Source organism: Shewanella sp. Actino-trap-3 (genome assembly GCF_002836275.1).
Lineage (GTDB): Bacteria > Pseudomonadota > Gammaproteobacteria > Enterobacterales > Shewanellaceae > Shewanella > Shewanella psychromarinicola.
The window spans coordinates 1,344,137-1,357,731 of sequence record NZ_PJCE01000001.1 but is presented as its reverse complement, the minus strand read 5'-3'; the positions used below and the strand labels follow the sequence as shown (position 1 = coordinate 1,357,731).

The following is a 13,595-nucleotide window of genomic DNA, read 5'->3' as shown; positions in this document are numbered from 1 at the left end:
TTGTATTATGACATCTAAAACAATAAAAACAGCTAAGCCGAAGAAGGCCATGATGAGTGGCGCATTTTCGGTATTACAAAAAGTGGGCAAATCGGTTATGTTGCCGGTTTCTGTATTACCTGTAGCGGGTATTCTGTTAGGTGTTGGGAGCGCAGGTTTTAGCGTATTACCCGATATCGTCAATGTGTTAATGGTCCAAGCTGGGGAAGCTATCTTTGGCAACATGGGATTACTTTTCGCGATAGGTATTGCGTTAGGTTTTGCTAAAAATGATGGCGTGGCTGCTATGGCGGCGTTGGTTGGATACGCCATCATGGTTAGAACCATTGGTGTACTTGAACCAGGCACAGATGTAGGGGTGTTTGGCGGTATGATTGCAGGTGCAATTGCAGCTTCGACATTTAACCGCTTCTTTAAAATTCAATTGCCTTCTTATCTTGGCTTCTTCTCCGGTAAACGAAGTGTACCTATTATTACCGGTTTTGGAGCGATTTTTGCTGGCGTTATCTTATCGTTTATTTGGCCTCCGATAGGCAATGCCATTGCTGAATTTTCTCATTGGGCGGCAGATCAAAACCCAACATTAGCCTTTGGTATTTACGGTGTGGTAGAACGCTCGTTAATTCCAGCTGGTTTGCACCATGTATGGAACGTGCCTTTCTTCTTCGAAGCGGGTAATTGTGTTGACAGTTTAGGTAAACCTGCAACAGGCGTACTGACATGTTATTTGCAAGCAGACGATGCGAGTCGAGCTGCGGGTAATGGTTTTGGTCAATTAGCCGGCGGTTACTTATTTAAAATGTTTGGTTTACCAGCTGCTGCAATGGCGATTTGGCATACTGCGCGCCCAGAAAATAGAGTGATGGTAGGCAGTATCATGATTTCGGCGGCGTTAACTGCATTTTTAACCGGAATTACTGAACCCATTGAGTTTGCATTCTTATTTGCCGCACCATTACTTTATGTAGTACATGCGTTAATGGCTGGTCTTGCTTATGTGCTAGTAAATATGTTGGGTGTGGTTCATGGAACCTCGTTTTCTCACGGCTTAATCGATTTCATTGTTCTTTCAGGTCATTCGCAAAAAATCTGGTTATTGGTTGTTTTAGGCCTCATTTATGCTGTGCTGTATTACATGGTATTTAGATTCTTAATCTTAAAGTTCGACTTGAAAACGCCTGGACGTATGGATATTGAATTAGAGGTTGTATCATCAGAAGGGACAGAAAGAGCGCGTAACTTTATCGAAGCCTTCGGCGGACCAGAGAACCTAGTCAATGTGGATTCTTGTATTACCCGCTTACGGATGGATGTGCGCGATACCAGTAAAGTGGATCAGGCTAGATTGAAGCAGTTAGGCGCCAGTGGCGTGTTGATTTCGGGAAATGCGGTACAAGCTATTGTGGGGACTATCGCCGAAGTGTCACGTACCGAAATTGATGAAATGCTCGCGTCAGGTGGCTATCTTGCTGCGACTCCCACGCCTGTAATAGCAACAGCAACGGTTAACATTTCAGCAAAGGATCGCGAGCAAGCTCAAGCCATCCTGCCACTATTGGGTGACGTGAGTTCATGTCGTGCTATTGCCGATAATCGTTTACGCTTAGAAGTGAAAGATGGCAGTCTATTAGACAGTACCGCCCTTCAAGCCCATGGCATTGAAGCTGTGTTGGTTTTAAATCCGAACTTGGTTCATTTAATTTTTAGTATGAAAACAACAGGACTAGCCAGCGTGTTAAATGAGACTTTTGCCGACTGAAGCTGTTAAGAAGAGGTGATGCAGTCAGATATGAGTATTACAATATGATGACAGTATTGACCACATGTTAATAGCCAACAATTGAATTTGAAAAGGCTTTTTAGGAAAGTGTTCGATTAGCGTAGAACAGAATAAGCCTCATCAGAAATGATGGGGTTTTTTAATAATTTTATACTCAAGGTTTATATGAGTAATATGTCGATGAACCCACCGAAGCGGGTGAGGGTAAGTTATTGAAAAATTAATTTAAATGGTTTGAAGACTTTGTAAGCTTGTTGGTAAGTTGCCGGGTGTCAGTAATAAAGACAACGTTCTAACATTAAATTATCGATACCTCACACCACTAGAACCCCCCAGTCTGAAGTTTTACAAACTACAATATTTATGCAGTGGTATTGTGACACCGACAGGTTAAAAATGCATTTACATAAATAAGGCAGATTCATTTTTATAATATTAAAAATTCGGTCAGCAAATTGTTATGTAACGGAACTCACAAAATAGAGCAATTTTTATAGGTTGTGACGATGATCAAATTTTGGTTGCTCATGCTAGGAATTAATTTATGACAAAGATACTCAAAACAGGCATCGTTGGTTACGGCTATGCCGCAAAAACGTTTCATGCACCATTGATTAAGGCTGTATCGGGCCTACAACTCGCCGCAATATCCTCCAGCAATCCGGCAAAGGTGCATATAGACCAACCTGATTTGGCTGTGTTCTCATCCCCCGAAGAGTTATTTTCCTGCGCTGATATAGATTTGGTGGTTATTCCAACTCCCAATGATACGCATTTTCCTCTTGCGGCAGCGGCTCTAGCAGCCGGTAAACACGTAGTTTTGGATAAGCCATTCACTCTCACTACTAGTGAAGGTAAGGAGCTTATTAAGCTCGCTCATCAATATGATCGGCTGCTATCAGTATTTCATAATCGCCGTTGGGATTCCGATTTTTTGACGTTAAAGAAGGTGTTGCGCGAAGGTTCACTAGGCCGTGTGACACATTTTGAATCACACTTTGACCGCTATAGGCCTGAAGTTCAAACGCGCTGGCGTGAGTCGGCTGCTCTAGGCGGAGGTTTGTGGTTTGACTTGGGATCGCATTTACTCGATCAGGCACTGCAGTTGTTTGGTACACCAAAAACAATGTGGTTAGATCTGGCCCAACAACGTGATGGAGCAGTCGCAGATGACTGGTTTCATGCCGTGCTGGGATATGACGAAAAGCGGGTAATTCTTCATGGTAGTGCATTGGTTGCTAACCCTGGCCCACGTATGACAGTGCATGGTACTAGTGGCAGCTTTACTAAGTTTGGTCTTGATACGCAGGAGAATGCGCTTAAGTCAGGTCAGCAGCCTGGAACTCCGGGGTGGGGAAACGATCCACTTTCTTGCAAATTATCGCTGAAACACAAAGACGCGATTATCGATCAAGACATCATAACGACACCAGGCAATTACCAAGCATATTATGAAGGCATTCGCGATGCGATTTGTCTTGGCAGCCCAAATCCAGTAATGGCAGAGCAGGCCCTTTTGGTCATGAGACTTATTGGACTCGGCATTGACAGCGCTGAAGAAGGTCGTAAGTTGAGAGTGTTTGATCTCTGAGTATACGCACTAAATTTTTATATTATTTTAGAGCAAGAATACTTGCTCAATTAAGGAGAGATTACAGTGTTTGATGAAGTCATTAAATATGCAGAAAGCCTGTTGAATAAAGATGGCAAAGAGTACAACGTTAATGATGTGTTAGATAAAGCCGTAGGTTTGTTTCTCGATTAAAGTCGAGCAAATGAAAAAGCTCAAATAGCTCAACATGGTGCAAACCATCAAAGCTTTATCGAGCGAAATTTAGCCCGTTGGGAAGGTGGCTTTGATAAGTTAGATCTATTTTATATTACAGCTCAAGAGGCAGGAGTTGTATTCCAAGAGAATTTTACATCTATTCCTGATTTAGAGAACGATCCGCTACTTGGTGTGTTAATGCGACAACACGCTCATGCTTGTCGAATCACTTCCGAAATAATTCATCTACTGAAAGGTGGCTATGCTGATGGAGCTCTTGCTCGTTGGAGAACCTTGTTCGAAATATCGGTAAATTGCTTAATAATTAACAAGCATGGAAAGGATGCAGCCATCGACTTTGTACGTCATGGGCAAATCAAAAATGTCGAAGGCATTGAAGAGTATCAAAAAACGGCACAAGACATGAATCTTGAACCTTATTCTGATGAGTATTTAAATCAAGCTCTTGCCTTGAAAGCTGAACTTGCAGGTGATGAGAAATCCTTCCACTGGGCAAGAAAATACGCAAATGGAAGTAAAATCGAAAAGTTACGAGAATACATAGGATTAGGGGCTTGGTCTCATAACTATAAATTGGCAAGTCGAAATATCCACGCTGACTATACCGAAATGCGCTCTCTACTAGGTATGTCTGAAGCATCAGAAGAAGTGTTGTTAGTGGGACAGTCAAATTCAGGTATTACTTATCCTGCCCATTTAACAGTCATTTCTCTTCTTCAAATAACTGCTAGCTTTGTTACAGCATACATTAACGAAGAGACCGAAATTGATTACCAGAATTCAATGTTCTTCCTCGTTTTACTGAAGCGATATGCTGATGAAGTAGGTGAAGCTTTTTTAGAGTGTCAAAGTACGGAGTAATTCCAAGATAACAAACGTTTAAGGCTTCAAGATACTTTTACTAATCCCTGTTCAGTGAGCTAGAACAGAAAGTCTAGCTCGTCACTGTCCAGAAACGGGTTAGGAGGCTAAATCATTTATGTCGGATAGACGACACTTGTTGCCAAGTGCCGTCCTCCTAAGAACCCAGCGTGCAACTTTCACTGCACTAGGCTCAAGCCTCCACTAAGGCATTTTAGCTACTCAGTAACCTACAAAGCAGTTGGGACAGGTTCAAACCACGATTTTCTGCTTTCCTTAGTCTGTTTTCGCTTCCTTAAGTAGTCAGCAAATTCGGGATGGAATGGGGTGGCAGCATTTCGGATTTTTACATGTCTTTTTATTAGCGTGAAATATGGCCACCCATTCCAATTGGATAAATATCATACACTCAACAACGCTTTAATTATTCTTTATAGAAATGGCTCAGTCCAACCAGTGCTAGCCCGAATAGGCCAATGATAAGTAATCCTAATCCGCATGGGGGTTTCACATATACAGGCGCAGTGGTACGGATTTCATTAGGGGCGCAGCTAGACTGTTAAGCCCGTTTTTTATAAACATCAGAGCAGTACAACCGCTTTAGCGGTAAATGAGTCGCATCAAAAGCAATGACAAGAGTGATCTGTTGAAATAAAAACGAAGGCCAAAGGCCTTCGGTGAGCATTCTATTGTCTTGACTCACTTGGAGCGTCCATATACGGCTATGTATTTACTTATGGTCTATTAATCCTTGCAGAACACGCTATTAAACAATAAATAACAAGAACATATAACAAGAAAATAATTGTTAATAGGCTGTCGTTATTTATTACAAAACCTTTCCTAGGTGTTTATCTCGAAGTTTGATACTTTAGTTTATGAATTAAAAACGGAGAATCTTATGAAGTGTCACCGTGTTGATGAACTTATCGAGTTAATGAATCCTGAATGGCAAAAAGATTCGGATCTGAGCTTAATGCAATTCATTATTAAACTATCCAAAGAAGCTGGATATAAAGATGCTATCGAAAAACTAACGGATGATGTTCTCATCTATCACTTAAAAATGCGCAATAGCCCAAAAGATGAAATGATTCCAGGGCTAGCAAAAGATCAGGTGGATGACTTCAAAACGGCCTTACTCAAGGCTAGAGGTATAATTGAATAAAAAGTTACACTTTTATAGCAATATTACACTGTAAATTTGAGGCGTGTAGTTAAGTGGCCAATCTTATGTAGTTATCCACTATATTAATGATTCATACAAATAAGGATAGGCCGCGCGAAGCCGTGTCCTTATCGCAAGTGTTGAACAAGCCCGAACACTTGCGATGTTACTCTTTATTAAGTAAATAACAGATCGAGATTACGTTCTGTTTGAAGTGACAGTTATTGCGCTTTCTTTCTTGAGCCAGCACGTCCCCTTAACACTATTGCTAATCATTTAAAGAATATAAAGATCAGTGTATTGAGCTAATTTCTCCTTAGTATCCGTTAAGTCATTTCCTAAGCCATCATTTTCAGTGTTAGGTGATGGGTATTAACTGTGTTGGTCGTTTGTGTATGCCCATAAAGCGCATGGATTGATGGCAACATGGACAACTGCGTGTCGCTAATCTGCGCTTTACCTCGGTCAATATTGGAAATGTCGCACCAGCAATCGCCAACATAAGCTGTATCTGTAACCTGAGCTTCTTGGCGATACCTCTGAACCATCCACTGTTTGTTACAATAGTCCCGCACTCGTCGTAATCCCTTAGGTAAAGCAGGTTGGAGCACTAACCATAGAAATTCAGTGGTAGGTAACGTGCGTATTTTTGTAGACTTAGTTTGATGTCTTGATACTCAAAGCTGACTTGTCCATCGACATTACTAATGATGTTTTTGTCGGGAAGTACGCCGCGATAAAGGTAGCGCGATAGATATTGTAGCGCTGGTAAGTCTTGCCCACATGCTGGCAGTCTGCCACCCACTAAAAATGAATGAGAGTGGCTCAAGGATTATGCATAAACTAAGCGTTCTACTGCTCATCGCCTGTCTATCTCAATTTATGTTGTACCTGCTAGGATTGGCAGTCAAAGTGGCTGATAAGCATAGGTAATACCAAGCGAATTCGATCAAACATCGTAATGTTTTATCAAACCAATTTATAGGAATAAGAGCCTACAGAGATAGGCATTTGAAGCAGCTGAAGTCTCACTGGCTAACAGGGATCAAGATGCTATAAGATTTAATCAAGGATCCACAAACATGCTGTTAAATTCGTGGGGATCCCTCAGGGTCAGGGTAGACTTTATTTCCAGCCCTTAATCTGATAGTCATAAAGGCCTATCTTTATTCCCAAAACTGACAAAAGTAATGACATTTCATCTGCTGTTACTGACAGGGTTAGTACATATCAGATTGGCATGCTTTCCCAATATAAATCATCATGTTAAAAGGTTAGCTTAAACTCGTTTATTTCCAAAAAAACGCGTTTAAAAGTGATTTAATTGATCATGTCTGTCGACAGCGGTTAGCGCTATTGCAAAGTAGTCATTTTATTCATAACTTGGTATGGTTCAGTTGGACTTAAAGGTTTTTTTATGGCTAGTTTTTATAGATAGTTTATTACAGGAAATGTGGATATTAAATGATTGATGCAGTTTGTACTTATGGTGATGAAAGGCACACTTTCTCAATTTTGAAATTTCAGGCGTTACCCGAAATAGAAATTGAACAATTTAGGCAATTTTTAGAATGCCCTGAGTGCAAAGGCAAAGCGTATTATCGTAAGAGAAGCTCAGACGGTAAAGCGGCGTGTTTTGGTTCTCGATATCATATAGTAGGATGCGATGAAGGCTCGCCATCAACGCAGCGGGAGCGGGAAGTTAGCCATAGTCTTGAAGTGAATCAAATTATTGCGGGCGCTGATGTAATTAGTATTGATTTCCTATTATCAAAGGCGATCAAAAAATCTAAAGACAAGCTAAGCACCTATAAGAAAAGCACCGCTGAGCAAACCACTGCCTCAGTACTCAATCCTAAAGTAAATCCTAAGCCTGACATTAGCAGTCGAATAGACGCTGAAGAAAAACCGAAAAGTAATATCAAGAGGTTAGGCTTAGAAAAAATACTCAACAGCCTAATGCGGGGTAGCGATTTAGCCCAGTCTAGTACCTTGATTGAGCTTGATGCTGGTTATACATTCAAAGCCAAAAATTTGTTTGTTAACTTTGCCGATGCCGAACCCAGTGACAGCGTAAAACAGGCTAAACCTAAAATGTACTGGGGCACCATTTCCCATCTAGACAAAGATCTTGATTGGTTAAACCCATCTGATTGCAACGATGTAGGCATACCTTTGTCTAAATATAAATCAACAATATTATCCCACTTTAACATATCCGAACCAAGGCAACTGGAAGGCGCTGGGATTATTGTATTTGGTAAATGTTTTTGGAATGCCAAGAAGACGCGCAAAATAATCGAGCTGTGGAATGCTGAGCGGATATTTATTTCAGTATTAGAGGAGTAATTTAGTAAAACTTTATTTTCACCCTTCCTTTATCTTTTTTATCCTATCTTCATCAAAAAAAGCTCGGCAAGCTTGCCGTCACACCACTAAGTGTTGCTGACAAAAGTGAATCAACTTATTGATGAATGAGTTGTTGTTATGTCCGGTCACGTTTACAGGTTTAGCCTCTGGCATATTGTGTTGACCTTTTAGTCTATCTTCTCTTATTTGACGATGGTCATCGGCGCGGTTAGCGACTTGTGCAAAATGTTGTCTCTGCGCTAATGTCATGCTGGCCATAAAGCTGCGAAAGGGCACTTTTGGCGTAGCAGCAGCTAGATTGCTTTTGGGTGAACTGCACATACTGATTCACTTCGGCTAAATGACTATTGGGTGCTTAATAGACCGAGCTGAGGGGGATTATATTTCACTTGATGATGACCATGTTCTGTTGAGTCGCTATTGCTTATACATTTGGTTCAGAGATTGGTTCTGTGATTGGGTGAGAGGTTTTTGACACCTAATTATAGCGATTGCGCGCAAACATTGTCATTCTGTTGTTTTTAGCCAAATACAGACAATCAACAATCAACAATCGACAATAAAAAAGCCCAGAATCGCAACGACTCAGGGCTCTAGAGTAATGATCATACTTACCGGCTACAGCTAGTTACTGTGTCTTGACTCGGCAGAGGCTAGATCCGCGCCATACGCTTAAGTAATAACAACCACAATATAGGCAGCAGTAAGATATAGAAAAACAATGCTTTGGCGCCGATATCACCATAAAACAGTGTGTTGTTAACAAATCTTACAATGCCCATAGGATCCCATGGCATGTAATGGCTATTGCCGTGCAAAAACATGGTGGCCACAATCATAATTGTGATGGCAATCCATTGTCTTGCAGGCTCATAGCTGCGCACCACAAAGGTTGGAATTAACGCGGCTAGGCCAATGCCAACAAAGTTTTGCGCTAAGTGCATTGCGGTAGGATATTGACTGCTATTTAACCACCATAATAAGTTGCCGGCAGCGGACTGGCCTATTGCCAATATAGTCAACGCATAGTAGCCAATGCTAATGCACAGACTAAATAGTACTAATTTGATAAAATTCATTTAATTCCTTTAACACCCACATTCCATAAGATATTGTTGTCGTTATTTATACACTATTAATACAGTAGGTTAGCAGGATAATAGACTGTTTGATAAGCGCTTATTATCTCGACGCTATCATCCCAAAGCTATTATCTCGAAACTTAAGCTACAGATTAATTACTGCATTATAGCGGTCAAATGCAGCGTCTAAATCGGCAATCAAGTCGTCGGCATCTTCTAGCCCAATATGCAGCCTTATCAAGGGCTTGCTACTATCCCATTGGGTGGCGGTGCGAATCTTGTTAATGCCAAATATGCCTAAAATTAAGCTTTCGAAACCGCCCCATGAAAAGCCCATTTTAAAATGGTCCATATTTTCAACAAAAGCAGTGACTGACGCTAAGTCGCCTTGTTTTAGCACAAATGAGAATAGGCCATTGCCACCACTAAAGTCGCGCTTAAAAAACGCGTGGCCAGGACAAGTATCAAACGCAGGGTGACGCACGTGATCCACTTCTGGGCGAGAGGCCAACCAGTTTGCCACTTTTAGGGCATTTTTATCATGCTGTGCCATACGAACCCCTAAGGTACGTAAACCGCGAGCGGCTAAATAGACGTCATCAGGTGAGGTGGTTTGGCCCATTACATAACTGTTTTCACGTAGCTGTGGCCAGTATTGTTCATTGGCTGTGGCGGTGCCCATCATCACATCGGAATGGCCAACAATATACTTGGTGGCTGCTTGAATGGAGATGTCGACACCCATATCAAATGGGCGAGAGTTAATCGGTGATGCCCAGGTATTGTCCAGCATCACAATAATATTATGTTGGTGGGCGATGCGGCTGAGCGTAGGCACATCTTGCACTTCCATGGTGATTGAGCCCGGTGATTCTAGAAATAATACTTTGGTATTTGGGCGGATTAAATCACTCATTCCTTCGCCAATCATGGGGTCGTAATAGGTGGTTTCGATGCCAAACCCTGCCAGCATTTTGTCGCATAAATCGCGAGTGGGTTCGTAAGCCGTGTCAGCCATTAATAAGTGGTCGCCACTTTTTAAGAATGATAATAATGCGCTGCTAATAGCGGCTGTACCAGAAGGGTACAAAGCGGTGCCTGCGCCGCCTTCAAGTTCGCTTATGGCTTGTTGAAACGAAAAGTGGGTTGGGGTACCACGACGACCATAAAACATTTCGCCATTGGTTTTGTTTTTAATCGCAAAGCGCATCTCGTCCATCGTGTCGAACACCACGGTAGAGGCACGAAAAACCGGTGGGTTAATAATGCCTTTAGTGAATTTTTTATCACGACCTAGGCTAATAATTTTGGTCGCTAATTTATCGTCTTTACTCATATCGTTATTTCCATTTTTTAGCAGCGTCTATGGTATGTGCTTTAGCTAATATTTATTAACCAAATATCAATGACATGGATAAATGCGCTGCGGTGAGCGGTTTGCGATTGATTGTCATCCTAGCACCAACGAGCACATTTAATAGCGCCTAAATGCTGAGGTTGATTATTTTTCATCACTTAGCGGTAAACTGAGGCACATTTCGACCCCTTCGATGCCATCCTCTATGATGTTGGTTGCTTTAATGGTGCCATGATGGAAGTCGGTTACCAATCTCGCAATATACAGTCCTAAGCCTAAATGGGGCTTGCCATTAATGCCTTGAGGCCTGATTGACACCATAGATTCAAAAATTTGGCTGTTCATGTCTTTGGGCAGTAAAGGGCCAATATTACTGACTTTTAATATCGCTTGTTTTTGATATTGGCTCAGACTGACGGTGATGGCGCTATCGGGGTGGTGAAACTCAATTGCGTTGTTGATCAGTTTATCCATTAATTGGGCAATGTATTCAGCTACGCCATCGCAAAACATGGCTTTATCTTCAATGTGGACGCTAAAGCGTTGGTCCGGGTAAGTGATCTGATAACCTTGGATGCAACCGCTGATGACTTTTTTTAATGAAAAACGACAATTTTCTGCTTGAGTTAAACTGGCTTCTAGACGGGTTGCTTCACTTAAATTATTTAAAATAAGGTGCAATCGGCTGACGCCTTCTTGCGCACGATTAACGTACTTTTGTGATTGCTCGTCAAGTTGCTGCAAGCCTAAATGTTCAAGCGAGCTACGTACTACGGCAACGGGGGTGCGCAGTTCGTGTGACAAGCGTGACGACATGTTTTCTAAATAATGAGTGTATTGACCTAAGCGGCTTACAATACTTGAAAAGCTGCGTGACAAGTCGCCAATTTCATCGCGGTTCTTTGATGCCACAATTTGTTGTCTCACTCGACCTTGGCTGTCGATAGCTAATTCGGCCTGGTCGCGCAGACGACGAATGCGACTTGAAATGCTCGAGGCAAAGATAAACAAGGCTAATGTGCCCATACTCATCACGGTTAAAATGACGTTAAACAGCTTTTCCAGCGCGCGATTACGTAAACTACGAATACCGTGTGTGGTTTCTTCTGCTATCACCACTCCCATCACTTTATCGTCAATCCAGATAGGACTAGCAGCCGCCAGTACCACGGCTTTATTGTCTGGGGTTAGGCGCCATGTTGAGCCTTGTTTACCGCTTAAGGCTTTTTCAATGTGGCTACCAGTGAGCTCGGTTGAGTCTTGCAGTGAATCAATAAAATTTTGCGGTGGACGAGTCAATATTTTGTAGTACAGCGGCAATATGTATTGCTGTTTAAAATGCAGCCAAAGTGAGTCTGGTTGATTGACGTTAAGGTCATCGGCCCAGGTGTTAGATGATGAACGAATATCGCCCGATTTTGCCAATACGCGGCCATGATTGTCGACCACCCAGATCCGTGAGCTGTTATGGCTCATGCCTTTAATGATTTTTTCAATTTCAGGAGAGGGCACTAATACCGTGCCTAAACTGGCGACTGAATCGGTGGCGGATGTGCCAATAACATTGACCAGTTGACGAGTTTTAGCATCGTTAACATTATGAATCGCAAACCCTAATTTACTGCCAACCATATCGAGTGGCAGTCTAAATTCGATATTGTAACCTTTGTTTGTTGTTAGCCATTGGCCTTGAATGCGGACTTCTGGGCTGACGGGCATCGATTGGCTGGGATCGGCGGGTAATTCAAATGCGCTTAACCAACCACTTTTACTATTGGCAATGATATAGCGTCTGAACTGACCATCGGGTGATTGAGTTGCCATCACTAAGTGATCATTTCTATCAATCCGCAAACTATTACGACTACGAAAAATCAGGCTTTGGTCACTGACGTTAAAAAATCCATAGAGATAACCGCCATATTTTCCCACCATGTGAGTAAAATTAATATCAATAGGGTCGGCTTCATTATGTTGATAAATAACATGTTCATCAGAGTAGTTAAGGATGCGATGTTGATATAAATCCCAATCAGCCAGTTTGCCATCGAGTTGAATAGGACCTGCGAGTGGGTAGGCATATAAGTCGCGACCTTTTTCAACTTGGTTTAAAAAGCTGGCTTGGTTGTCAAATAACTTAGGCCGTTCATGCAGGGCAGTCGCAAGGGCTTGGGTGGTGCCTTCGAGGGTTTTTTCTTGACCATAACGGAGGTACTTTTCCATTTCCCATACATATTCATACCCTAACCAAGGTAGGCAGAGTAAAAACAGCGATAAAATGACGACTTTGGCACGCAGCCCTATCGGTAAATTCATCTGTTAGATATTGTCCCAGCGGTAACCCATGCCATAAACGGTATCGATACAGTCAAACTCAGGGTCGATGGCGATGAACTTTTTTCGAATGCGTTTAACGTGTGAGGTAATGGTGCTGTCGTCGACGTAAATTTTGGCTTCTTGCATTAAATCTTGCCGGCTACGCACATGGCCTGGGTGTTTTGCCATTGCGTGAACCATCCAAAATTCGGTGACCGTCAGTTCTATCGGTTGCGACTTCCAATATACCTGAATACGGTTGCCATCAATGGTGAGGTGACCGCGCTCGAGTAAGTTGTCTTCAACTAGGCTTGAACCGATCAATTCAGAACGGCGAAATAGGGCTGCAATACGGGCCATTAAATGAGGGAAGCTGACCTCTTTTGATAAGTAGTCGTCGGCGCCTAAACGTAGGCCGCAAACGGTGTCAAAGTCACTGTCTCTAGCGGTTAAAAAGATAATCGGTAAGCTGCTCGACATCGCGCGTAATGCTTGGCATAGGGTAAAACCGCCGTCAATTTCATGCTCTAAACCAATATCAATAATGGCTAAGTCTGGTAAACGTGCATTAAAGGCGAGCATGGCTGCTGGCCGATTTGCATAGGCTTGCACGCTATACCCTTGCAGTTGCAGGACATCTTTGTAATTTTCGCGGATAGCGGTTTCGTCTTCAACAATGGCAATTCGTTTCATGAGTTGATTTCAATCAATAAGCTGGTAAATGGATACAGTGCTGACTATACAGGATTTTATCGACCAAAAAAGCCGTCAGCGGCAATTGCCATATTGTTGCCACATTTGATCGCCACATTGCCATTTTTGAACCCAAATAAAGCCATGTATGGGGTGTTTAATAGCGACATAGAGTTAAT

Annotated in this window: 10 protein-coding genes and 2 pseudogenes; 6 read left to right on the top strand and 6 right to left on the bottom strand. The window is 42.2% G+C overall.

Annotation, left to right across the window (positions count from 1 at the left end; translation table 11 throughout):
* The first annotated feature begins 7 nt into the window (after nt 1-7).
* From ptsG to CXF80_RS05820, 4 genes are all read left to right on the top strand, one after another.
* Entirely contained in the window at nt 8-1,759 is a 1,752-nt protein-coding gene (ptsG, locus tag CXF80_RS05835; protein WP_101031989.1) for a PTS glucose transporter subunit IIBC, read from the top strand.
* A 565-nt stretch (nt 1,760-2,324) separates the two neighbouring features.
* The gene (locus tag CXF80_RS05830; RefSeq protein WP_101031988.1) at nt 2,325-3,371 is read left to right on the top strand and encodes an oxidoreductase; all 1,047 of its coding nucleotides are present in this window, start codon (nt 2,325-2,327) and stop codon (nt 3,369-3,371) included.
* 375 nt (nt 3,372-3,746) lie between these two features.
* Nucleotides 3,747-4,430, top strand: a complete 684-nt coding sequence (locus CXF80_RS05825) for a DUF5677 domain-containing protein (protein WP_101031987.1) — start codon at nt 3,747-3,749, stop codon at nt 4,428-4,430.
* 901 nt (nt 4,431-5,331) lie between these two features.
* The gene (locus tag CXF80_RS05820) at nt 5,332-5,598 is read left to right on the top strand and encodes a YihD family protein (RefSeq protein ID WP_101031986.1); all 267 of its coding nucleotides are present in this window, start codon (nt 5,332-5,334) and stop codon (nt 5,596-5,598) included.
* 358 nt (nt 5,599-5,956) lie between these two features.
* On the opposite strand, the pseudogene CXF80_RS05815 reads toward CXF80_RS05820, so the two are convergent.
* Nucleotides 5,957-6,402: pseudogene (locus tag CXF80_RS05815) on the bottom strand (transposase); the annotation flags it as partial.
* Between CXF80_RS05815 and CXF80_RS05810 the strand changes: the two are divergent.
* Nucleotides 6,403-6,657, top strand: a pseudogene (locus CXF80_RS05810) (IS4 family transposase); the annotation flags it as partial.
* 405 nt (nt 6,658-7,062) lie between these two features.
* The gene (locus CXF80_RS05805) at nt 7,063-7,947 is read left to right on the top strand and encodes a hypothetical protein (protein WP_101031985.1); all 885 of its coding nucleotides are present in this window, start codon (nt 7,063-7,065) and stop codon (nt 7,945-7,947) included.
* A 78-nt stretch (nt 7,948-8,025) separates the two neighbouring features.
* Here the strand turns inward: CXF80_RS05805 and CXF80_RS05800 are convergent, their stop codons facing one another.
* The 5 genes from CXF80_RS05800 to pdsR form a co-directional block, all read right to left on the bottom strand.
* Nucleotides 8,026-8,289 (bottom strand): hypothetical protein, encoded by a 264-nt coding sequence (locus CXF80_RS05800; protein ID WP_101031984.1) that lies wholly within the window; start codon nt 8,287-8,289, stop codon nt 8,026-8,028.
* A 332-nt stretch (nt 8,290-8,621) separates the two neighbouring features.
* Nucleotides 8,622-9,047: a hypothetical protein gene (locus CXF80_RS05795; RefSeq protein ID WP_101031983.1), complete on the bottom strand. Its 426-nt coding sequence runs from the start codon at nt 9,045-9,047 to the stop codon at nt 8,622-8,624.
* A 148-nt stretch (nt 9,048-9,195) separates the two neighbouring features.
* Nucleotides 9,196-10,386 (bottom strand): cystathionine beta-lyase, encoded by a 1,191-nt coding sequence (locus CXF80_RS05790; protein WP_101031982.1) that lies wholly within the window; start codon nt 10,384-10,386, stop codon nt 9,196-9,198.
* Nucleotides 10,387-10,551: 165 nt separating this feature from the next.
* On the bottom strand, nt 10,552-12,723 hold the full coding sequence (gene pdsS, locus CXF80_RS05785) for a proteobacterial dedicated sortase system histidine kinase (protein WP_101031981.1): 2,172 nt from the start codon (nt 12,721-12,723) through the stop codon (nt 10,552-10,554).
* Nucleotides 12,724-12,726: 3 nt separating this feature from the next.
* Nucleotides 12,727-13,416 carry a proteobacterial dedicated sortase system response regulator gene (gene pdsR / locus CXF80_RS05780; RefSeq protein WP_101031980.1) on the bottom strand — a complete coding sequence of 230 codons (690 nt, stop codon included), beginning with the start codon at nt 13,414-13,416 and terminating at the stop codon, nt 12,727-12,729.
* Nucleotides 13,417-13,595: the final 179 nt, after the last annotated feature.

Bases quoted from the DNA above. Each gene is read 5' to 3' on its own strand.
- ptsG (WP_101031989.1), top strand. From the start codon at position 8: ATGACATCTAAAACAATAAAAACAGCTAAGCCGAAGAAGGCCATGATG.
- CXF80_RS05820 (WP_101031986.1), top strand. From the start codon at position 5,332: ATGAAGTGTCACCGTGTTGATGAACTTATCGAGTTAATGAATCCTGAA.
- CXF80_RS05790 (WP_101031982.1), bottom strand. From the start codon at position 10,386: ATGAGTAAAGACGATAAATTAGCGACCAAAATTATTAGCCTAGGTCGT.
- CXF80_RS05805 (WP_101031985.1), top strand. From the start codon at position 7,063: ATGATTGATGCAGTTTGTACTTATGGTGATGAAAGGCACACTTTCTCA.
- CXF80_RS05830 (WP_101031988.1), top strand. From the start codon at position 2,325: ATGACAAAGATACTCAAAACAGGCATCGTTGGTTACGGCTATGCCGCA.
- pdsR (WP_101031980.1), bottom strand. From the start codon at position 13,416: ATGAAACGAATTGCCATTGTTGAAGACGAAACCGCTATCCGCGAAAAT.
- CXF80_RS05825 (WP_101031987.1), top strand. From the start codon at position 3,747: ATGCGACAACACGCTCATGCTTGTCGAATCACTTCCGAAATAATTCAT.
- pdsS (WP_101031981.1), bottom strand. From the start codon at position 12,723: ATGAATTTACCGATAGGGCTGCGTGCCAAAGTCGTCATTTTATCGCTG.
- CXF80_RS05800 (WP_101031984.1), bottom strand. From the start codon at position 8,289: ATGTGCAGTTCACCCAAAAGCAATCTAGCTGCTGCTACGCCAAAAGTG.
- CXF80_RS05795 (WP_101031983.1), bottom strand. From the start codon at position 9,047: ATGAATTTTATCAAATTAGTACTATTTAGTCTGTGCATTAGCATTGGC.